This is a genomic window from Candidatus Sarcina troglodytae, from assembly GCF_015708635.1.
Taxonomy (GTDB): Bacteria; Bacillota; Clostridia; order Clostridiales; family Clostridiaceae; genus Sarcina; species Sarcina ventriculi.
Genome location: NZ_CP051755.1, coordinates 13,865 through 36,742 on the forward strand (window position 1 = coordinate 13,865; position 22,878 = coordinate 36,742).

The window sequence follows — 22,878 nt, forward strand, 5'->3', positions numbered from 1 at the left end:
AATTTTGCACTATTTTATAAAAAATAAAGCTAAAAAAAGCACTAAGATTTTATTTCCTAGTGCCTAAGTAATAATTCCTTTGGTTGTTAAATAACTGCCTTTAACTAATTCTTGCATAATATCTCCATTTTTTAGACCAACTAACTTATAATCCCCTTTGGTATTATCATAAAATGTTATAGTATCAAATATATCTAAATTAGCCTTTAAATTAGATAGTATGGTATCGTATCTTCTTTCTACGTCTATTGTAGGTATATCATGACCACCTTCTCGTACTCTTTTAGCAACTCTTTTTATACAAATATTAACATCATTAACATGAATAAATACTAAATTTATTTTATAGCCTAAGCCTTTTAAATAAGTTATCTTTTTAAAAATAGTTTTTCCTGTCAAAGTAGTTTCTCTACCAAAGCTCATATCTGAATTAATGAAATTTTCCATTAGTTTGTTCTCTAGTAATGTTGCTTTTCTATAATCTCCAAAAGTATTTCTGCTTATATCATCTGGATCAATTATATATGTTTGAACCCCTGATTTATTTCTTAATGTGGATTTTCCAACTCCGTTTACTCCTCCAAAGATAGTAAAAACTTTTTCGCCTTTAACTCCATTTATAAACATGCTTTTCACCACCTTATTTTATATATTATCTATTATATGTTTCTAAGTAGAACAATACAATAAATAAATACATATATCTTTAACATTACAACTTAAAATTTCCTGCCATGCACTTTTTGATGGCAACTATGACATAAAACCATTAATTTAGAAACTAACTCATTTCCTAGATGCTGATAACTAAGATAATGAACCTGAAGCTTGTTCCTAGTACCACATTTAATAATAAATGAAGTAAATTTTATGCCAGTTATAAGTAGTTTTTTTGGAATAGTAATAAAAATGTACCCTAATGACCATTTGCCACCTCATTTTCATGAGATATATGGTGAATATGTGAAATACTAAAGAATTTATAAAACTATAGTGATGATTATTTACTTATTATACTTTTGCTAATGGAATAACTAAAGTTGTTGATTTTAAAGAAAAGCTTAAAGTTAATATTTTTAAATTTTGTATTTTTTAAATAAAATATGTTAATCTATAGTATATTATAGTTCACATAAAGGAGAATAGTATATGAAATATTTAGCTTACTTTCTAGGATATTATGGTATAGTTTTGAAAATTTTAACCTTAATTTTTATTTTTATATTAACATATGGTTATAATCACACTTTCAATTTACATGATTTGCTTTTTACTATATTATATTTAATATATTTTATCATATTAAATATAATCATATTTCAAGAAAAATATTATTATAAAATTAGAAATATATTAAATATAATATCTATAATAATATCTTTAATTATCCCTTTGATAGAATATAAAAACTTAAACAGTATATTATTAAATAATATTATATATCCAATAGGAATTTCTTCACTTATCCTCGAAATTAATAATAAAAAAGGATAATAGTATAATTGTATTTATAAAATATAAAAAAATTTTAATGGACAGGAAAAAAGTTTAAAGACATATGCTAAAAGCAATCTAAAATAGAGATAATATTATATTTAGATAAACTTAATAAATACTGTGCAGATATCCAAAAATATCTGTATAATTAGTAAATAAGATATGAATGGGAGGTATAAGAGATTAAAACAATAAGACGCAAAACATCTATTGAATTCAAAATAGGTGTATCCATTTTTATTATACTAATGATATATTTTTTTACTTCTGGTATATATAAGGTATTTATTTATACTCCATTAACGAAATCAATCTCACCTAACATGGAAAATGTTATTATTATTAAAGATAAAGAGGCTTTTTTATTTGGTTCAAATCCAGTGAAACTTACTTTCAAAAAAACAGGAATAAATGGAATTCTAAATTTTAAAAATTACAAAACTGAAATATATAATGATGGAGCAACATTATCTTTATACAATACTAATATAAAATGGATTAATAATAATAAGGCAATAATAACTTTACGAGGAAGTGAGCAACTTGATAAAATAATAGAAGTAGATTTTAAAAAGAATATATCATACAGCATTAGTCAATGATAATAAGCCTTAAAAATAGATCTTGCTAATATATATAATTTATTTGATATATGTTGATATAATTGTATAAATATTTAATATTTTTGAGTAAACTATTTTTTATTTTAAAGCAGAAGATGTTAAATGTAGTTTTTCTATTTTATTTTTATGTATAAATTCTAAAAAAACAAACTTAATACTTATTTAAAGAAAGAGGTCGGATTCAAGATATATCCATGTTCCATTTAATCTTTCTTTAAAATATATGCTAGATATCAAACTAAAAATAATTCTAATTTTAAATAATATTAACTGTATAAATTCATTTTTTAATTATAGTAACAAGCGAAGTTAAAAAAGAAAATGTGATAAGTTAATAGATATAAAATAGTATTGCAAATAAGGCATATGGCAAAATTAAATTTTCAACCTAAAAATTACTTAAATAAAAACACTAGTGATTCTAGCGTTCCTTATCTAAAGATCTCAATCTGTTTTCGATTAAAGTTTTTACATATTCTTTATATTGCTTTATCAACCTTTATAAATTTTTTCATAAATGAGTGAATGTTTTATAGCTAAAAAAAGGAATAATTTTATGAATATTAATTATAAGCTATCAGGTGATGGAACCGCAAATCTTTCCGATAATGATAAAAAAATTAATATAAATTACAATTTAGTTCAAGACGATAAAAATTACTCTCATTTGCATAAAGAAGTATGTTTAAATGAAATTAACTTTAATATTGAAAGTATTGTTAACCTTGAATCTTGGAAACTAATTCAATTTAATATTTACAATCTAAATTATGATAACTCTAAAATGATTGAATCTATTTTAAAAGACTATAATATAAAATTGAAATCAAAAGATTATGTTAATATATATAATATAAACCCAATTATTGGATATAATGAACGTTATATAAATGATATTAATTCAACTAATCATTATAATGAGAATATAAAAACAATTTATTTTTTTCAATCCTATTTAGATTATGATACTAGTAAAATAGATTTAAATAATATACAAATCTATCTTACTAACAATGTTACTGGTGAAGAATCACTAATATACTCTAATTAACATTATTTATTGAATATAAATTATATATTACCTCTGCAGAAATAAAATACAAATACTACTTTATAGTATTTATTACTAAAACTTATATTTTATAGAAGGTAATATTTTCTCTACAATAAGTAAAACTAATCATCACAATTTATAAAATAATATATGTAATGTTCCAAATAAAAATCTATTTATTTTTTAACTATTCCCACCCTAAAAGTTGTTTTTCAAGTTTATCATAGTCATATTCTCTTTGAGTAAAGTTAGCAAAGTTAGAAGGTTTATTATTGTTGTTTTTAGACATAACTGTATTATTGTTTAATATAGAAGTTTGTTTTGTTACCCAATTATTTTTTTAAGCAGATATTAAAGCACCAACAAAGTTTCTACAAGACATATTTTTAACTATATTAAGTTTTTCTAATAAGTATTCAAAAGATATTTTACGCATTTTTATCAAATCTAAAATTCTGTTATAAGCATTAAGATCATCATTAAAATTTTCTTTTAATAACTCTAAAGTATTATTATCAACAACAAACTCATCTTCTATATTTCCAGGAGTCTCTTTTATAACAGTTTTCTTTATTTTATCTAGTATGCTATTTGTAGTTGTTGTATTTGTATCTTTTTTAGTTATAGTTTTGTTTATTTGTTTATTGTTCTTTTGTTTGCCCATTTGAGAGCATAGCCCCCTTTCCCTTTTGACAGCAACCCCTATGCTTTCATTTTGGCAAAGGTCATTAGTAGAATTAGATTGTTGTTTTAAAGATTCAAAATGATTCTTTACATAATTAACAAATTCAAAATATTTTTCACCTAAAGCAATACAGCTATAAGTACCAGCACTACCATTTTCTTTTAAATCGGTTTTCTTTATTCTGATAAGTTTCTTTATAACTAATCCAACCTTCTCCATCTTTTTAAATCTAGCACCTATAGTTTTTGTACCTATCCCAAAAAATGACAATTCTTTTTCAAAGGCTGAGTAATTAGCCCAATAGTATTTCACATCACCTTCTAAATGGTAAGTCATTTTACCTGATTTTCTAATATTCTCAAACATTCTTAAAATAGCTAAATCTTTTATGTCCAATCCTAACTCTATTGCCTTGTCTACGCTAAATCCCTTTTCTATTCTTAAAAATTCTTTATTCATATATTTATCCGCCTTTCTTTTTTGGATAAATAAAAAAGTTCTAACCCCTATAAAATAACTATAAAGATTAGAACTTTGGAAACTGTTTTACAAATTATACTTTATAAATATTTAATAGACTTTAAAAAAAGTAGAATAAATATATTGAAATAAGAGTATAATTAATGTATAATTAAGCTATATTAAAACTAAGGATTAGTTTTATTTAGTAGCGTTAATTAATAAGTTTCGTTAATCCAAACTTTATAGATATGGTGTAGATATCTATAACTTAATTTATTAAATGTTTCTCAGGCATTTAATAAACGGGTTAATGGAACTTTTTTATTTATATAAAATTTTTTCAAATTAAAATTCTTATTTAATTAATAATATTTATATTGTAAAAACTAGAATTTAATTCTAACTAATGTTTAAATTTCTTGCTTATATATTATCATTTTTTTTCAAGATATGCAACATAAAATTTCTTTGGAATATAGATATCATGCCGAATTGAGGTAATATAATTATTATTATATTACCTCAACTTTTCTAAAAATGCTTACAAATGGCTTTATTGCTATATAGTTAAAATTTAACAACTGGTTAAAAAAAGCAAAAAAATTTTTATAATTTTTTATATTATGAATATAAATATTAAATTAGAACAAAAATTAAGATACAAAAAAATAAACTAACTAGCTACTCCAGGACTAGTTTCCTATTTAAACTAGATATATTTCACAGAATACATAATAGATATACTGTTTTTTAGTATATTTGTTATGTATTTTTATTATGTGTAAAATATTGACTAAACAAAATTATGGGAGCAAAATGTAATAAAGAGGGTTAAGAATAAGGAGTGAGTGTTATGAAAAAAAATAAGTATAATTATTTATATAGCAAAAGAGAGCATGATTATAAAGTAATTAAAATTCTTGTAGGCATATTTATTGTTTGTGTAATAGGACTTGTAATATGTTCTTGCTTTACATCTATAAATTTTAATACCATAAATAATTCAAACAAAGGATTGATAGGTTTCATACAATCTTGTGCAAGTTATGCATTTGGATGGATAATATAATACATAAGGTGGGATATAAATGCAGAAGAAAAAAATCGCTTTACTTAGTATACTATCTGGAATTACATTATTAATAATATGGATAATATTACCTATATTTGTAAGTAATAAAGGTATCATTTCTATAATATCATTTTTAATTTCTATAAGTGGGTATATGTTAATTGGTTTAGGTATAGGCTATTTAACCAAAATAAAACATCTTAATAAAACATAATAAATTATTATAATAATTAAATGTTGGAGCATTAGTTTTTACTACTACATTATCATTTGTAGCTTATGGAATAACAGATTCAGCTACAGAAAATAAGGATAGTATCAATATAATAATTAGTCAAACATCAGGTAATAAAGAGAATGAAACTGCTGTTAAGTTGGAAGACTTTGATTTAGATATAAAGGTGCTTGCAGCAGATTCTACAGGAACTGTTTATATGAAGGTAACTTACACTAATAATAGTGATGAGACATTAACTGGATATAAGGTTACAATAAAATTACCAAACGGAGAAAAAACTTATTTAAGTTGTTATGATACTGTTCTGCCTGGAGAAATTTCTCCTAATTAAGTGCTTTAGTTCTGAATCTGGCAATTTTGAAGAGTGTGAAATTTTAAAATATGAATTTATAATTACTGATAGTGAAGAATCTAAGACATATGTAATATATTTACATATTAAACTAACAGGAGTACATATTATTAAAGTCAACACTATAGATAATATGAAAACTTTAATAAATCCTATAATTGTCTTATCCGTAAAAACATCTTTAAAAATACCTTTCTTTCTTAAAAACTGCATAAATACTTACCAATTCCCTTCACAATTAATTATTACGTTAATATATATTCATGCATTTTTTATTAATTACAAATCCTGAAAATATTATATAGTATCAAAACTTAACCTTTTTGACATCAGTAACATATTTTAGATTTTATAAGTATATACATGGTGTTATTACTCAATGTTATAATAACTATAGTTTAATTAACACTTTTAATTAACAGTCATTTAAACTACAAACAAATTTACTTTGATATTTTTATATTAAACATTTAATAAAATAGTTTAAATGATACTTTTATAAAATAAATTGTTTTAAAAAGGTATACTGTATTTTTATGGTGATATAATTAGTATATTGAATTTAATAACAAAATAAATTAATGGAGGATTTTTATGGATAATATTAAAAAAGCTATTAATATTAATGAATTAGATAGAATAGAGTTTTCAGCCTCTCAATTAAGAATAATAAAAAAACATAGGCTAAAAACTATTATAGGACTTTATGCTTCCTTAGCAGTAATTGTCTTTATGTTAACATATTTTATAATAATGCTAACAGATAATTTTAAACTTACAGATAAAATTATTATTGGCATCATAGTAATACTTATGATTATATGTATTTTTGTAATTATTAAAAGCATTATTTCAATACATTGTAGTTTATATCAAAAAGCGCAATATGGTATTATAGAAAAGAAATTTACACAGACTCGGAAGCAAAATAAGCGAAAAAAAGTATTTTATTGCTTTAATATCTCCTTTCCAGAGAAGAATGTTTTTATAGAAAATGTTTCATGTTCAAAGGATTTTTATTTAAAATCAACTGAGGGGGATAAGGTTTTAGTTATTTCTTTTTATAAAAATGATCTACGTGCAATTGAAGTTATTAGATAATACAAAATTAAAGTTGCTTTTTAATTTAAAATAAAGCGATTCTCATGAATTTATAAAAAATTATAAAATTTTTTTTTTGCTTTTTTTAACCATTTGTTAAATTTTAACTATATAGCAATAAAGCCATTTGTAAGGATTTTTCAAAAATATATATAAAAATTTAAAATGATTTTATGTAACACGCATGATAACTATATTCTATACAAATTTTATGTTGCATATTTTATTAAAAGGTGATATTATATAAGCAAGAAATTTAAACATTAGTTAGAATTAAATTCTAGTTTTTACAATATAAATATTATTAATTAAATAAGAATTTTAATTTGAAAAAATTTTATATAAATAAAAAAGTTCCATTAACCCGTTTATTAAATGTTTACCAGACATTTAATAAATTAAGTTATAGATATCTACACCATATCTATAAAGTTTGGATTAACGAAACTTATTAATTAACGCTACTAAATAAAACTAATCCTTAGTTTTAATATAGCTTAATTATACATTAATTATACTCTTATTTCAATATATTTATTCTACTTTTTTTAAAGTCTATTAAATATTTATAAAGTATAATTTGTAAAACAGTTTCCAAAGTTCTAATCTTTATAGTTATTTTATAGGGGTTAGAACTTTTTTATTTATCCAAAAAGAGAAAGGTGGATAAGTAAATGAATAAAGAATTTTTAAGAATAGAAAAGGGATTTAGTGTAGATAAAGCAATAGAGTTAGGATTGGACATAAAAGATTTAGCTATTTTAAGAATGTTTGAGAATATTAGAAAGTCTGGTAAAATGACTTACCATTTAGAAGGTGATGTGAAATACTATTGGGCTAATTACTCAGCCTTTGAAAAAGAATTGTCATTTTTTGGGATAGGTACAAAAACTATAGGTGCTAGATTTAAAAAGATGGAGAAGGTTGGATTAGTTATAAAGAAACTTATCAGAATAAAGAAAACCGATTTAAAAGAAAATGGTAGTGCTGGTACTTATAGCTGTATTGCTTTAGGTGAAAAATATTTTGAATTTGTTAATTATGTAAAGAATCATTTTGAATCTTTAAAACAACAATCTAATTCTACTAATGACCTTTGCCAAAATGAAAGCATAGGGGTTGCTGTCAAAAGGGAAAGGGGGCTATGCTCTCAAATGGGCAAACAAAAGAACAATAAACAAATAAACAAAACTATAACTAAAAAAGATACAAATACAACAACTACAAATAGCATACTAGATAAAATAAAGAAAACTGTTATAAAAGAGACTCCTGGAAATATAGAAGATGAGTTTGTTGTTGATAATAATACTTTAGAGTTATTAAAAGAAAATTTTAATGATGATCTTAATGCTTATAACAGAATTTTAGATTTGATAAAAATGCGTAAAATATCTTTTGAATACTTATTAGAAAAACTTAATATAGTTAAAAATATGTCTTGTAGAAACTTTGTTGGTGCTTTAATATCTGCTTAAAAAAATAATTGGGTAACAAAACAAACTTCTATATTAAACAATAATACAGTTATGTCTAAAAACAACAATAATAAACCTTCTAACTTTGCTAACTTTACTCAAAGAGAATATGACTATGATAAATTAGAAGCACAGCTTTTGAGTTGGGCTGATTCTAATGACGATGATTATGAAATTGGCAATATTGAACCAAATGTTACTCCTACTACAGCTAACTTTGCACAAAGAAAATATGATTATGATAAATTAGAAAAGCAACTTTTAGGCTGGAGTTAATGATGATTAGGAAATAAACTAAAAAGGAGAAAAATTATGATTAAAGTTGATAAAATGAAAGATGAAGTTATAAGAGAACTTGATAAAGAAATAAATAATTTAAGAGAAAATGGAAATATAGAAGATAGTTTAATTTTAGAATTGAGTAAAACAGCTATTTGGTTAACTAAATGTGCAAAATATTATAAAAACAAAATAGCAATAACAAAAGATTTGGAGAAGAAAAATGAATATTTAGTTTTAGTAAGAACTTTTTATGATTTAAAACTAAAAATAGCTAAACTTTTATTAAAAACTGATAAAGTAACAATTGAATTTTTTAGACCTAAGATTAGGCATAAACTTAATAATTTATATTCCTCATGCACTTTTAAAAGATGAAAAAGAAGTAAGAAAATATTTAAAAACGGTGAAATGGAAAAAAGGTTATGAAAAGATAATTTTTAAAGATAAAAACATATTTAAAGGTAAAGCAATCTTAAAGAATATATCTTTTTCAAAAAACCAGTTGGTTAATAATTTTAAAGAATTAAAATCATTACTAAATAATAAGAATATACTAGAAGAAAATGAATCTTAATTAATAAAAACTTATGTGTTCTCATATAAGTATATCATCATTAGTAAAAACAATTAAATTCAAAGGGGTTGATTTGAAATTGAATATTGTTATAAAAAATAATATTAAAGAATTTTTAGAAGAACATGGAATAAGGCAAATAGATCTTGCTAAAAACGCTGGAATAAGCAGGCAGGCGTTAAATAATATATGCAGTAACAGAACGTTGCCATCTTTAGAAACTGCCTTTTTAATATCCAAAGCATTAAATACATCATTTGAAAATATTTTTTATGCAGAAGAAATATAAAAATTTATAATATATGTATTGATAAAGAGAAAACATTATTGTAAAATAAAAACATAGATTATAAAAGTTTTCATTTGAATTTTGTCTAGATAAAAATAAGAAGCTTAAATTAATATTTTTAAAATTATATAATGGGTGTTGTAAACACAAAACAAAATTTTTAACAGTAATGTGAGAAATTCTCCCATCTTCTAAAGTGTGAGATGAGTAGATAATTATTGATTATATTGGGGTAGGAACTACCCTATAAGTTTGGGTAAACTTGTTCCAGTAGAGATATTGACCAAGAAGCCATCCACTTCTATAACTTGTGGTAGTTCATGTGCAAAAAAATATTAGCTTATAAAATATATAATTTAAAGTCTATATTATACAAGCTAATATTAAAAATTGGTTTATATAGAAATTTTAATCTAAAAAAGCAAATGTGATTGCTATTATGATATATACATAAGGTTCTAATTTAAAAGTTAAAGTATTATTTTTAGCTTTAAAAAAAATCTTTTTTAAAACTTGAAAAAGAATCCATCCTAAAATTGTTCCAATAACATTTGTTACTAAATCGTCGATATCAGTTACACGATATTTAACAAATAATTGTCCAAATTCAATAATTAATGAAAAGAGTATTCCAAAACTGATAGATTTCCATAAATTATGATATTTTTCCCATAAAATTGGTAACAAAAACCCTAATGGTATAAAAAATATTATGTTAAGAATAGATGATATTTCTATACCATCTTTAAATAGATATAAGTTTATATTTGGGTTTATTATTGGTTGATTTAATCTTAACGACCTTTTCCATTCATGTAAAGAGGGAAATCCAACAATTTGTGTTAATGCAATCATAAGATATAATAAAAATATATATCCAAATAAATAATAAATGCATTTTTTCTTTTTAAATATTGTAAAATTCAAGATAGTTATCAATAAAAATGCACAACTAAAACTTATAATAGTTCTCATTAAAAAGCCCATATATTCTCCTTTATAAAATTATATTTATTTAATTTATATACATAAAATAACATGTTTAAAAAATATTATTAATATAATGTTTTTTAATTTAACATAAACTTTCGTTACATATTAATATAAGTTAAATTAAAATTTGGTTTTAAGGAGAATTATTCCTTACGTCCTTTCTTATTACTCTAGTTTATTGATATACTGTGCTGATACAAAACCACCATGCTCCTCATAATATATATTCCACTAATTTCCTAAAATTCCTCCTTGTAAATTTTATATATTTTACTATCTACATTATAATCGTTAAATAAAGTGATTTTTTTCAAATAATATTAGAAAAGGAGTAAAAAGTATGGTAAAAAGATCAATAATAACTGTGGAATTTTCTCGAATAAAAGAGGAGGATATACAGCTATATTTAAAATTAAAAGAATTTGATAAACCTGGTTCAATAATCAAAGATATATTAAAAGGAAGATTACCATTATCAATATTATAAGAGGAACAAAAAAAATAGGCATATCAAAAAAATATGCCTTTAAACATAGACTTTTAGCATATACTTTAATGTATTCATATTTTACTCAAAATCCATAAATTCCACCAAACTAATCTCTAAATAATTACAAAGTGTTTCTATTGTCTCTAATTTAACCTGTCTACTTATATTTTTATTATATCCTCCTTTTTTTAATATCTTTAACTAATTATATACATATAAAGAAAATTACAAAAACAAACAAATATTCATATAATTGGAGGAAGAGAAAATAAGAAATGAGAGTATAAAGAATATAGTGTTGAATAATTCTCAAATATTCAAATATAATAAGGAAATGTTATGCTTTTGTTGCAATACGTTACAAGATCACAAAGAAGATATACAAATTTTTAAAATAAACAATAGAGGTTATAGTTCTATCTTTGATGGTGATGAAATGGAAATACAACTATGTTCTGAATGTGCAAAAAAGTAAAACAGGAATGGTTTGACGAAACACAAGAATATGATGAGGCTAATTTAGAAGTATACAAGCTGGAAAATAAGAGAATTTATAGACAACAATATCACAGTTATAGAAAACTTGGAATATATATAATTGTCCTAATCGTTCGCTGATACGTCCTAAAATAGACAGAAATGATTGGATTAAAATATAGATAGCTATTACTTTTATAAATAATATTAAAATATATTATTATTTAGTGTGAAAATTATAATAAAAACATAATATTTACATACATTAATAATTTAGGTATATAGTTCGATGAATTTAAGTACTTGTATAATACAAATATAGAAAGGAATAAATTATATGAGCGGTATAAAGATAATAACAGGCTTAGAAGATGTTTTGATAGCCTTTAAAGAAGGTTCTAACTACGGAGAAAATTACATTTTTGACATAGCTAAAACAGCTATATCAAGTACAAATAAAAAAACAGAATACATAAATACTGTAACAAGAAAAATTGTGGCTAATGATAAAATAGAAGATATAGATTTAGAACTAGAAATTTATAGTGTTAATACTCCAGCTTTGGCAAGATTACAAGGAGCGGTTATATAATAAAACATACTTATAGTAGTGCAAAATGTGCTGTAAGCCTTGTAAGAACAGATAATTTAGGTAATAGGGAATTTATAACTTACTATAATTACAGAGCTACATTAAATGTTTTAGAAGCAGAAACCATTGAAGAAAACGTTAATGTACAAGCTTATAAACTTAGTATAAAATGCCTTGGAGATAATGAAAATATGCAGTATTTTGTGATAGAAGAATAATTACCATTAGGAGATAATTTTGTGGAAAATTTTCATACTAGAGTTTATATGCCATAATAAAAGGATTTTTAATAAATATAGATAGATAATAAAACTTATATTTTAACAGGATTTATGTTATTATAGTTTAGCTAAAATCTTTTGTAATAGTACTAAACTTAGTAAAAGCAGCAGTAGATTAATTTCTATTACTGTTTATTTTTTTCTTAAATTAAATAAATATATAGTATTAAAACTTTAAAATGTTAATACATTAATTATTAATGTTATTATACTTACTATTAACGCTAATAAACTGATTGCTAAAACTTTCTTGTCTTCTTTTTCCACTTAAATTTTCACCCCTCTTTTATAATTTTATATAGTACATATATTACACAAAATAAATATTTTTTTGTAAATTTTAGGAATTTATTATTTATATATAAGATTCTATTATAATATTTATGTGTTATTTTTTATAAGTATCAAATACGTTAAGTTTTGAAGATTAAAAAAAGCACAAGTAATAAATACTTGTACTTTTTCATGACTTAATATTATTGTATAGTTACATTTTTATTTAAACATTGCTATCTTCCACAGTTATACTTTGATTCAAGTATGTTGGGAAGAATAGCTCTTCATAGTTTGTTTTAGATGGAATATATATATATCCATCCAAGGCAGCATAGATTGTTATTTCTTTTGAGTTTAAGCTTACTGTTGCTTCATAACATTTTATATTATTTATTGTTTTATAAGTATTTAAATTTATTTTTATAGTTGGTACATTATTTAAATTTCCCTCATAATTATCATTTTTAGATAATTTATAATTGGGATTATTTGCAGTATAACCTTCAACATATTCTGCTACTATTTGATAAAGAGAATTATACTGTTCATTTTGGCTTAAATTTTCTAAATTATTATTAAATTCTGTACTTGTTGAACTTGAAGTGTCTTTAATAACACCTCCACTTTCTGAAACATAAATAGGCTCAGACATTAATTGTGAAAAATTATTATTTTCTCCTTCATATATTTCTGGTGTTGTATAGGCTGACCTTGTAGCATAGTTATAAACTTTATAATATGCTTCTCCATTTATAGTTACTGTATTATTTAAGTTTACTGTTATAGAGTCACTTGGCATACCTTCATCTCCAACAGCTTGTTCTAATTTATAATAAAGATTTGATTCTGCTGTTGAAAACAAAGGTTTATTTTCTTTTAAACTATTACTTGTATTCTCTGATACTGTACTTGCTTTTACTGTTGTATAACCGTAATAACCTACTCCACACGCAACTATAACAGCTACAACTATTAGTACTATAAGTTTATTTTTACTCATTTCTTTAAATCCTTTCTAGGACATGTATACTTTAATTTTTATATTTTTAAATATATATTTAATTATTTTACATATAAGTATTAACCAAATAATAACATCTAGCTTTAGTTAAAGTTGCTTCTTTACTTGCAGCAAGTGCAGCTGAACTACTACCTCCTGCATTTTTAATTTGATTCACTGTTGACTCCATATTATCTAACCATTTATATTCATTTGATCTTAATTGGAATATTTGATTTTGTGTTAAAACTCCCTCTAGTGAATTTAAAATATTACCTAACATTGTATCCCAACATTTAATTTCTAGATTTGCTGTAGAAAGTAATTGTGCATCAGTTTCTGGCTTTGGTAATCCATTAATTTCTTGTTGTACTTCACCTACCTTAGATAAATACATCTGCTTTAATTGATTTATACTTTGTGAATTACTACTACTTGTAGATGTAGTTTTAGTTGATGGATTATTTATTGTTTTTGTTATATTATTTGTTTTACTATTAGGTGTTGAAGTTGATTGTGTATTCTTAACTGTTGGCTTATTAAAACTTATAAATTGTTTTCCTATATAACCAATTTCATTATTACCATATTCTATTTTATAGCAATTATTAGTTTCACCTAAAACAGTTACTTTAGTACCTGATTTTAAAGTTGTTTCAAGAGTCGTTTGATCACTTGCATCTTGATATACTCCTACAAGTCCATCTCCTATAGGTTCGTATACATATCCTGCTGTTGAATTTGATTGTGTGTTTTTAACTGTTTCCTTATTTTTATTTGCTTTACTATGAGATGAAGTAACTTTAATTGAACTATTTTTAGAATTAGAACTTGTTGTTCTCATTATTTTTGGCTTATTATTAGAAGATAATGAAGTATTATTTATTGCACTAGAATTTGTATTTGAGTTTGCTATTGCTATGTACTCTCCATAAATATATCCTATTGTTTCATTATAACTAACTTTATACCAATCACCTTGTTTTCCAAGCAAAGTTATTGATGTATTGTTTTTTAATTTTGCAAGAGTTGTTGAGTTCATTGTTGCTTCTTCCCTTAAATTAACCATAGTTGAAACATTTGTTGTATAGGCTGTTCCGCTTAATGAAGTTAAATTATCCTCAACCCCACTTACTATTTTTTGCATATCTGATGATGAAATGTATCCTGTTGCTCCAGTTTCTTGAACTGTAACATTATAATAGCCATTACTGTAACTATTTATTGTTAACATTTCTCCAACAGATATATATGATTGTATATTTGAATTACTTGCTGATGTATAAAGAACTAAACTATCATTTCCATTTATAACACAAGCTTTATTACCACTATTATTTATTGTTCTCGCTAACACCGTTTTATTAATTCCGATAGTGTTATTTGAAATGCTAGCATTACTTGATAAGAACACCCCTCCAGCTCCTATTAAGGAAACTGTTAAAATTCCAGCTAACATTTTATTTCTTGCTGAATACTCCAAGATTGACACGATTTTATTTCTTTTCATTTTGTTAACCCCCATTTAGTTAGTGAACATTGTTTTTCTATAATAAAAATATATAAAACTGATAAATTTATAATTATAATATCTAAAAATTTAGAAAAATAATGCCCATCCATAAATTTATTTATATTATTTCTAATATCTGTTATGAATTATATTCCTAAAATTAGCCATAATCAAGATATATTTTACAAAAAAACCATTTAATTATTTGAATTATAAACAATTTGACCATAAATATATTTAATGACTTTCTAATATAATATTAATTGATTGCAGGGGTTAAAAATAAGATTTTAAATAAGGTGATATTATTGATATCAATACTAGTTGCTCAAAGCTGTTAATTATAGTATTTACCTTTACAAGAGTATATATGATTCATTTGTAATAAATTAATACTTTTTATAAAAATAGAGTATTTATTAGTGTTATAAAGAAAAATAAACTTTATATTAATAATTTGTAAATAAATTTACTAAACCAGCTGATATTGAAAATGTAGATAGCTATGGTATAGTTACAGCAAGTGTTTTAAATGTGAGAGATAAGGCTTCATTAGATGAAAGCATTATAGGTAATTTAAAAAAAATAATAAAGTAAAATTAGTTGTTAAAATAGGGACTTTATGGAATATATATTATAGAGAGCACGGTGGATTTGTATCCGCCCAGTATATCAAAATTGGATTATACCAATTAATATATTAAATATTCATTAAGTTCTGCTTCTAACATTTCATGAAACCTAATTAAAAATCACCTTTTATAGGTATTTTTAATCCTTTATAGTTATATTATTTTCTCTTTAAAATTCCTTATTAAATATAATCAACTATGCTTTTTAAACTTAATATATATTTGTTTAATTTATATTATCTAATTCTATTCAATGAATATATTATAAATTGAGCTTTTGCACTTACATCATTACTACTTGCTCTATTATCTCCTAACATAAGAAATTTTTCTTTAGGTATATTAGATTTCCTATCTAAATATTTAACATGATCTTCATCAATCTTTCCTATATTCTTCATTATTATCACTTTCAATATAAAAAATATTCTCTTTTTTAAACTATTGTCTATTAATTTCTCTGTAATATATTTTTTCTACATACAATTTTTCCTATAAAACTATATATTAATAATCCAATTATTGCTCCTATTGTATTCCATATTATATCATCAATATCAAAATATCTTCCTGAAAAATATTGGGTTCATTCTATAAATAAAGAAAATAATAATGCTATAATAGTCATTCTTATAAGTTTATTTTTTTATTATAAAGATATGAAAAAAATAAACCAAATGGAATAAAAAATATAATATTTAATAATACTTGTTGAGCGGCTCCATATCGATAATAAAAAAAGTCTTTTACAGTTTGCAATAATGGAATTAAATTGGGTGTTAATTTAATACTATTAAAATTAATTAAATTTATAGATAATACGTCTGTAAGTAATAAAACAGTAATAATATACCCAGTAAAACAAAATTCTATAAGAATTCTATATAAAGTCTTGTTGCTATTTTTATTTAATAACCTAGATGATAAATAATACATAATATATATAGGCATAGCAAATTTCAATACAGTTTTAATATTAATTAGAAACGTACTTTTAATAGTGCAATATAAAGATTCTAGTATTTTACATTAGTTCCTTAATTTAATGTATTATTGTTTTATCTTTAAATATATTGCAAATAGCCTCACTTATTTCTTTTGAATCTTTGTTCTGTAGCGGAATAAAAATATCTCTAAAGTTTTTAAACATAATTGTAATAAAATCATTATCAATTATTATACATTCAATATCCTGTTTAGTAGCTTTATAAAATGAGTTGCTATCTGTAATTTTTAAAATATCTTTATCTAAAAATATACCATAAGTATTGTTTATATATTTATTCATAGACTTCTTTTCATTATATAATATATATATAAGATTATAATCCTTTTTATTGAATTTATTTAATAATATATATGTATATATTGTTAAAACTACAATACATATGATAAATAGAATTAAACTGCTTATATTTAATTTTAAACCTCGATATTTAATTTTAAATTGAGCAAATAATATAATAAATATAGATATAACCATTAAAATTGACAGTTTCATAGCAAGAAACATTAATTTCTTATTGTTCTTATACTTTCTATATTTATCACTCCAAAGCAAGAAGTCATTTTGAGTTATATTGTAATCATATTTCATAATGTGTTACCCCTAAATAAATCTAATCTCATTAAAATTATTATTAATGAATTCTTTATCATCTTGATCTAATTCAGACATATTTATAAAAAACAATACTTCTTTATACTCATTCATAAATAAAGTATAAGCATTATATGAGGTTTTATATTTTACATCATCAATTTTAAGATTTAATTCATATTGTAAATTTTTAATACAAATAATTTTATTTTTTATTTCTAATTCATTTTTTCCAATAAATTTTTTATATTCCTTAATATAATACTTATTTAATTTACTAAGCATTAATATAGACAGAAATAATTTTGATATTAAAGCAAATATAACTAAAGAAATTAGACATGCAGTATAAAATGAGTATTTATCATCGCTTGTCAAACTTATTGAATTCATTAAATTCTTACCATAAAAAAAAGTTATTATTCCTAAAAGAAAAGTCATAGAATAAAAAATTATTTTACTTTCAAATTTGCGAGAATATGATCTAATAACATAATGCTTATTCAATAAAAATCTTCTAAATAGTGATATATCTTTATTATTAATATAAAATTTCATAAAAGCTATCCCCTAATTTAAGTTTTTATAATTATACCATATTTTATCATTTTAAGTAAATAATTTAATATTTGGGCTGTATTAATAAATTTAAATATACAGATATTTTAAATTTATAGTATTTTAAATATCATCAATTTCATAGTTATCCTCGAAATTATCCCATCCTAAAAGTTGCTTTTCAAGTTTATCATAATCATATTGTCTTTGAGTAAAGTTAGCAAAACTAGGCACTTTTTTTAGGTTTATCGAAATCTTTTTTAGTTTCAAATTTATAAGTTCTAGGTTCTAAATCCTTAACATAGAATTTAATACTAGTAACTTTTCGTCTAGTTTTAACATATTCAATGCTGTATATATTTAATAATTCTTTTTCTCTAAGCTCCTTATGGGAAAAAATTTTTCATGCTATTTCTGTTGGCATAATTATACCTTTTCAAAATAAATTATTTTATAAAAGTGTTAAATATTATATTATTTTAATTTTATATAAATTATAGTAAATATTTTATATTAATCATAAATCACATATTTCTTAAAAACTTCAAATCCAAAATATTTATAGAATCCTAAGAATTGTGAATTTTACTCATTTACATCTACGTAATTTACATTTAGAATTTTTATTATATATTCTATCACTCTTTTTTCTATTAAATCAATTCTAAACTTATGCTTTTATGTAAATTCATCAAAATTTTTATTAACTATTGCATGTTCAAGTTTAGAAGTTACAAATGTAACATTAAAAAAGCAGTAATAAAAATTAATCTATTACTGCTTTTACTAAATTTAGAACTCTTACAGGAAGATTTTTAAATCTTTCATAAAATTTATTTGAATAATTAACTTTATTAATACATAAAATAAATCTACTATTATAATAGATTTATTTTAAATTTTAGTTCTTTTGTGGTTTATTGAAAGATAAATATCGAGCAGGTACATATCCAATTTTATTATTATCATATTCTATTTTATAAAATCCATATTCTGAGCCTAAAACTGTTACTTTAGTTCCTGATTTTAATGCTGTTTCTAGTGTAGTATTTCCACTTGCCCCTTCATAAATGCCAGCTAATTCGTCACCTGTTGGTTGATATATATATGCTGTTCCTGTTTTATTGATTGTTGAACTTGAATTTTCTGGTTGATTACATTCTACATTTTTTGTAGAACCAATAATTCCTGTGGTAGATGAATTACTTAATGTATATCCATAGAAATATTCGCCATTAGATGTAAGCAACTTATTATTATATATTATAAATGAATAATTATTACTTGTGTTATTTGAATCTTCAATTACCAATACTTTTACGTTATCTGTCCCATTCTCTCCAAATATTTGAGGACAAAATTCTTCAGCACCTAAGAAATATGAAGAATCTTTATTTACTATTTTGTATACTGGATTTTTTATTACTTGATTACCATAAATGAATTCTGATTTATTTAAGAATATTGTTTTTGGGAATGAACTTGAACCGTTAGAAATTCCATCTTGTATAGTTTCTACAGGATTGGTATTGATAGTCCAACTTCCAAAATAAGATGAATATGTTGAGTTAGAGGATATTATCCTATCTTTTGATGAAGTTGCCTTAACTGATGAACTATCATTAGAATTTATTACTTTTGTATCAGGTATACCACCTTGATTCATATTATTAACGTGACCACCTATATTGGGTGAATAATAAGTTTTGCTTCCTACATTTAGATAAGTATGATATATATACCCTATTTGATCATTACCATCAACTATCTTATACCAACCATTAGTTTCTCCTAATACTTCTACTTCTGCATTTTTATTTAACTTACATATTATGCTTGAATTTATATTAGCACGTTCTCTAACATTAACAATATTTGTGTTTATTCTTGCTATTTTGTATGGTTCATTTCCATTATGATTTGATACCACATGAGGTGAACGAAATTTATCTTTTGAAGTTTCTTTTACTTGCTTTGTAGTGCTAGTAGATTTAGTTATTTTACTTGAAGGGTTACCTACACCATTTGAAGTGTTAATATAAATTTTTAGTGTTTGTCCAACATATATTTGGTTTGGATTAGGTATGTTGTTCCATTGTTGTAATTGAGAAATTGTTACTCCATATTTATAGGCTATACCACTTAACGTATTTCCGGCTTGTACTGTATATGCAGTATATGATGAATTGCTATGTTTATTACTTGAATTATTATTAGATTTAGTTGTATTACTTAAAGAGTTATTTGTGCTGTTTGAAGTATTAGTATAAATATTTAATATTTGCCCAACATATATTTGGTTTGGATTAGGTATGTTGTTCCATTGTTGCAATTGAGAAACTGTCACTCCATATCTATAGGCTATACCACTTAACGTATTTCCGGCTTGTACTGTATATGTAGTATATGATGAATTGCTTGAACTACTTGTTCGATTTTTTCCACTTGCTTGACCTTCTGACATTTGATAGATTTTTAATACTTGCCCAGTATATATTAAATTTGGATTAGATATATTGTTCCATTGTTGCAATTGAGAAACTGTTACTCCATATTTATATGCTATTCCACTTAATGTATTTCCGGTTTGTACTGTATATAATATAGTAGAAGAATGAGATGTTTGCGCTAACACAACTTTGTTAATTCCTACGGTGTTATTAATAAAGTTTGTATTATTTGATAAGAACACCCCTCCAGCTCCTATTAAAGAAACTGCTAAAATTCCAGCTAACATTTTATTCCTTGCTGAATACTCCAAGATTGACACGATTTTATTTCTTTTCATTTTGTTAACCCCCATTTAGTTAGTGAACATTGTTTTTCTATAATAAAAATATATAAAACTGATAAATTTATAATTATAATATCTAAAAATTTAGAAAAATAATGCCCATCCATAAATTTATTTATATTATTTCTAATATCTGTTATGAATTATATTCCTAAAATTAGCCATAATCAAGATATATTTTACAAAAAAACCATTTAATTATTTAAACTATTAACAATTCATTCATAAATATATTTAATGATATAAATATGTTTATATCATATGCAATATGGATTCTTACTGTAAAAATAATAGTATATACTAAGTAAAACATGGAAATATTTTTAGAAAAGATGTAATAATAAATTTACTCTACCTTTATTTACTTTTTCATTATATTTAAATTAAATAAGTAGTAAAGCGAAAAAACATAATAAATATGCTAAACATGCATATTTATTATGTTTTTTATAAAATATATCTAATTTAGAATTGGGGAGACTAGCTTTGGGGGAAAGCTAGTTTATTTATGTATTTTAATTCTTGTCTTAATTTAATATTTTTATTCATTATAACTAAAAATCTTTAAAAAAATGTAGTTTTCGTTTTAGATTTAAATTAGTGTTTATTTAATTAAAATTCATTTTATTACTCACTTTCAATAAATTTAATTAATTTATCTTATTTTAGTAATCAATTTAATTATATTATATTTTAGCTACTACTCTACATGGTAAACCTGACATCCCTTGAAAATTTACTGGATAAGTATTTGCAATAAATTCTGCACTTTTTTTATTATTCAACACCTTGTGTAAATTACACAAGTTTTCTATAACAAAAGCTCCATTGTCTGCACACTTTTGATCAGCTGGAATATGCTCATTACCATTTCTAATTCCCGAAAAATCAATTCCTATAATAGATATTTGTTTCTTTAAGAGTTCTTCTATTAATTCATAAGATAATTGTGGATGATTTTTAAAATATTCTTTACTTCCATAAGGTATCCTATCTATGCACCCAGAATAAAATGCCACAAACATATCTTTTTTAACTAAATTTAAATCAATATCATGAATATCAATATCTCTATCTTTTACATTTGATATATCAAAAACTATGCCGTTTCTTTGTATAAATTCTAAAGGAAATTTCTTATTCATAACATCAAAATGAGTTCCTAAATGTCCATAAGTAATTAAATTTAAATTTTTTTCTGCTTTTTTTAACATATCCTCTGATATTAAAGCTGTTATATCTATTAGCATAAATTTATTCTCCTTTTTTATCAATTTGTTCTATTTTATTTTTTAAGTAATTATTGAAATCATCTAAAAATTTATTAACCATAATTAAAGTTTCTTTAGATTGAGTTTGTAAAAATTGTTTTTGACTATTTATCCAATTTTCATGTCTTTTATTATGTTCAATAAATAATTTCTTACCTTTGTCAGTAAATTTAAAATAAACTTCTTTTTTATTAGTTTCAAGTTTATAACTAACAATTAATCCTTTAGCTATTTGTTTTTTAGTAATCTTACTTATTGCACTTTTAGTCATATTAAGCTTTTTAGCAATATTCACTACATTTGGATGCTCTAATTTTCCAATAGCATCAATACAATGCACCTCTGAATAATTATATCCTTTTAAATCATCTACCGTATTTAATTCTGTTAAAATATCTTGTTTTTCGCAAAGTTCTGCAAATTTTTCAAAGAAATCATCACCCAATTTAACAACTCCTTCCCACTAAAATAGTTTCCAAGGAAACTATTTAGTGTCCTTGGAAATTATATTAACACTCAACTATTTATATGTCAATAATTTTATTTTCTATTAAATTACAAGAATGATATTATTAAAATATATAAATAAACGACATATTAATTTATTTTTAAATATCAATAATATATAATATGCTTATAAGAAACTTAATTATATGTTATTCATAAGTAACTATGAAAATTATTAGTTACTAAT

At 22.9% G+C, this 22,878-nt stretch carries 26 protein-coding genes and 1 pseudogene; 14 read left to right on the plus strand and 13 right to left on the minus strand.

The annotated features are described in order from the left end of the window. Positions 1–63: 63 nt before the first annotated feature. Positions 64–627: an ATPase gene (locus HH195_RS11490; protein WP_196371993.1), complete on the minus strand. Its 564-nt coding sequence runs from the start codon at positions 625–627 to the stop codon at positions 64–66. A gap of 1,193 nt (positions 628–1,820) precedes the next feature. Here HH195_RS11490 and HH195_RS11495 point away from each other — a divergent pair. Next, on the plus strand, positions 1,821–2,099 hold the full coding sequence (locus tag HH195_RS11495; protein ID WP_196371994.1) for a hypothetical protein: 279 nt from the start codon (positions 1,821–1,823) through the stop codon (positions 2,097–2,099). Between the two features lie 577 nt (positions 2,100–2,676). Beyond that, positions 2,677–3,171, plus strand: a complete 495-nt coding sequence (locus HH195_RS11500) for a hypothetical protein (RefSeq protein ID WP_196371995.1) — start codon at positions 2,677–2,679, stop codon at positions 3,169–3,171. Between the two features lie 343 nt (positions 3,172–3,514). Here HH195_RS11500 and HH195_RS11505 read toward each other — a convergent pair whose 3' ends face one another. After that, positions 3,515–4,318: a hypothetical protein gene (locus HH195_RS11505; protein ID WP_196371996.1), complete on the minus strand. Its 804-nt coding sequence runs from the start codon at positions 4,316–4,318 to the stop codon at positions 3,515–3,517. A gap of 856 nt (positions 4,319–5,174) precedes the next feature. Here HH195_RS11505 and HH195_RS11510 point away from each other — a divergent pair. The 9 genes from HH195_RS11510 (at position 5,175) to HH195_RS11550 (ending at position 9,707) form a co-directional block, all read left to right on the plus strand. Further along, positions 5,175–5,390 carry a hypothetical protein gene (locus tag HH195_RS11510; protein WP_196371997.1) on the plus strand — a complete coding sequence of 72 codons (216 nt, stop codon included), beginning with the start codon at positions 5,175–5,177 and terminating at the stop codon, positions 5,388–5,390. A 19-nt stretch (positions 5,391–5,409) separates the two neighbouring features. Further along, entirely contained in the window at positions 5,410–5,607 is a 198-nt protein-coding gene (locus HH195_RS11515; RefSeq protein WP_196371998.1) for a hypothetical protein, read from the plus strand. Between the two features lie 160 nt (positions 5,608–5,767). Next, entirely contained in the window at positions 5,768–5,962 is a 195-nt protein-coding gene (locus tag HH195_RS11520; RefSeq protein ID WP_196371999.1) for a hypothetical protein, read from the plus strand. 615 nt (positions 5,963–6,577) lie between these two features. Further along, positions 6,578–7,084, plus strand: a complete 507-nt coding sequence (locus HH195_RS11525; RefSeq protein WP_196372000.1) for a hypothetical protein — start codon at positions 6,578–6,580, stop codon at positions 7,082–7,084. A gap of 674 nt (positions 7,085–7,758) precedes the next feature. Continuing rightward, on the plus strand, positions 7,759–8,562 hold the full coding sequence (locus HH195_RS11530) for a hypothetical protein (RefSeq protein ID WP_196371996.1): 804 nt from the start codon (positions 7,759–7,761) through the stop codon (positions 8,560–8,562). A 51-nt stretch (positions 8,563–8,613) separates the two neighbouring features. Continuing rightward, entirely contained in the window at positions 8,614–8,838 is a 225-nt protein-coding gene (locus HH195_RS11535) for a hypothetical protein (RefSeq protein WP_196372001.1), read from the plus strand. A gap of 36 nt (positions 8,839–8,874) precedes the next feature. Continuing rightward, complete coding sequence (locus HH195_RS11540) at positions 8,875–9,219, plus strand: hypothetical protein (protein WP_196372002.1); 345 nt, start codon at positions 8,875–8,877, stop codon at positions 9,217–9,219. Between the two features lie 28 nt (positions 9,220–9,247). After that, positions 9,248–9,418 (plus strand): hypothetical protein, encoded by a 171-nt coding sequence (locus HH195_RS11545; RefSeq protein ID WP_196372003.1) that lies wholly within the window; start codon positions 9,248–9,250, stop codon positions 9,416–9,418. Between the two features lie 79 nt (positions 9,419–9,497). Further along, the gene (locus tag HH195_RS11550) at positions 9,498–9,707 is read left to right on the plus strand and encodes a helix-turn-helix transcriptional regulator (RefSeq protein WP_196372004.1); all 210 of its coding nucleotides are present in this window, start codon (positions 9,498–9,500) and stop codon (positions 9,705–9,707) included. 408 nt (positions 9,708–10,115) lie between these two features. On the opposite strand, the gene HH195_RS11555 is transcribed toward HH195_RS11550, so the two are convergent. Next, positions 10,116–10,694 carry a VanZ family protein gene (locus HH195_RS11555; protein WP_243278579.1) on the minus strand — a complete coding sequence of 193 codons (579 nt, stop codon included), beginning with the start codon at positions 10,692–10,694 and terminating at the stop codon, positions 10,116–10,118. Positions 10,695–11,040: 346 nt separating this feature from the next. Here HH195_RS11555 and HH195_RS11560 point away from each other — a divergent pair, with 346 nt between their 5' ends. The 3 genes from HH195_RS11560 to HH195_RS11570 all read left to right on the plus strand — a co-directional run bounded on the left by HH195_RS11560 (position 11,041) and on the right by HH195_RS11570 (position 12,259). Beyond that, the gene (locus HH195_RS11560) at positions 11,041–11,187 is read left to right on the plus strand and encodes a hypothetical protein (protein ID WP_196372005.1); all 147 of its coding nucleotides are present in this window, start codon (positions 11,041–11,043) and stop codon (positions 11,185–11,187) included. 298 nt (positions 11,188–11,485) lie between these two features. Beyond that, positions 11,486–11,665 carry a hypothetical protein gene (locus tag HH195_RS11565; protein ID WP_207750894.1) on the plus strand — a complete coding sequence of 60 codons (180 nt, stop codon included), beginning with the start codon at positions 11,486–11,488 and terminating at the stop codon, positions 11,663–11,665. A gap of 339 nt (positions 11,666–12,004) precedes the next feature. After that, on the plus strand, positions 12,005–12,259 hold the full coding sequence (locus tag HH195_RS11570; protein ID WP_196372007.1) for a hypothetical protein: 255 nt from the start codon (positions 12,005–12,007) through the stop codon (positions 12,257–12,259). 780 nt (positions 12,260–13,039) lie between these two features. Here HH195_RS11570 and HH195_RS11575 read toward each other — a convergent pair. The 10 genes and pseudogenes from HH195_RS11575 to HH195_RS11620 all read right to left on the minus strand — a co-directional run bounded on the left by HH195_RS11575 (position 13,040) and on the right by HH195_RS11620 (position 22,629). Next, complete coding sequence (locus HH195_RS11575) at positions 13,040–13,816, minus strand: hypothetical protein (RefSeq protein ID WP_196372008.1); 777 nt, start codon at positions 13,814–13,816, stop codon at positions 13,040–13,042. A gap of 67 nt (positions 13,817–13,883) precedes the next feature. Next, complete coding sequence (locus HH195_RS11580) at positions 13,884–15,326, minus strand: SH3 domain-containing protein (protein WP_196372009.1); 1,443 nt, start codon at positions 15,324–15,326, stop codon at positions 13,884–13,886. Positions 15,327–16,197: 871 nt separating this feature from the next. Continuing rightward, positions 16,198–16,362, minus strand: coding sequence for a S26 family signal peptidase (locus tag HH195_RS11585; protein ID WP_196372010.1), 165 nt, complete (start codon positions 16,360–16,362; stop codon positions 16,198–16,200). Positions 16,363–16,412: 50 nt separating this feature from the next. Next, positions 16,413–16,535: pseudogene (locus HH195_RS12735) on the minus strand (VanZ family protein); the annotation flags it as partial. Between the two features lie 468 nt (positions 16,536–17,003). Further along, a complete protein-coding gene (locus tag HH195_RS11595; RefSeq protein ID WP_196372011.1) occupies positions 17,004–17,558 on the minus strand; it encodes a hypothetical protein in 555 nt (184 codons plus the stop codon). 12 nt (positions 17,559–17,570) lie between these two features. Then, positions 17,571–18,119: a hypothetical protein gene (locus HH195_RS11600; RefSeq protein ID WP_196372012.1), complete on the minus strand. Its 549-nt coding sequence runs from the start codon at positions 18,117–18,119 to the stop codon at positions 17,571–17,573. Positions 18,120–18,242: 123 nt separating this feature from the next. Next, positions 18,243–18,389, minus strand: coding sequence for a hypothetical protein (locus HH195_RS11605; protein WP_196372023.1), 147 nt, complete (start codon positions 18,387–18,389; stop codon positions 18,243–18,245). Positions 18,390–19,020: 631 nt separating this feature from the next. Continuing rightward, a complete protein-coding gene (locus HH195_RS11610; protein ID WP_196372013.1) occupies positions 19,021–20,907 on the minus strand; it encodes a LysM peptidoglycan-binding domain-containing protein in 1,887 nt (628 codons plus the stop codon). 692 nt (positions 20,908–21,599) lie between these two features. Further along, the gene (locus HH195_RS11615; protein WP_196372014.1) at positions 21,600–22,163 is read right to left on the minus strand and encodes a cyclase family protein; all 564 of its coding nucleotides are present in this window, start codon (positions 22,161–22,163) and stop codon (positions 21,600–21,602) included. 4 nt (positions 22,164–22,167) lie between these two features. Further along, a complete protein-coding gene (locus HH195_RS11620; RefSeq protein WP_196372015.1) occupies positions 22,168–22,629 on the minus strand; it encodes a MarR family transcriptional regulator in 462 nt (153 codons plus the stop codon). Between the last annotated feature and the right edge of the window lie 249 nt (positions 22,630–22,878).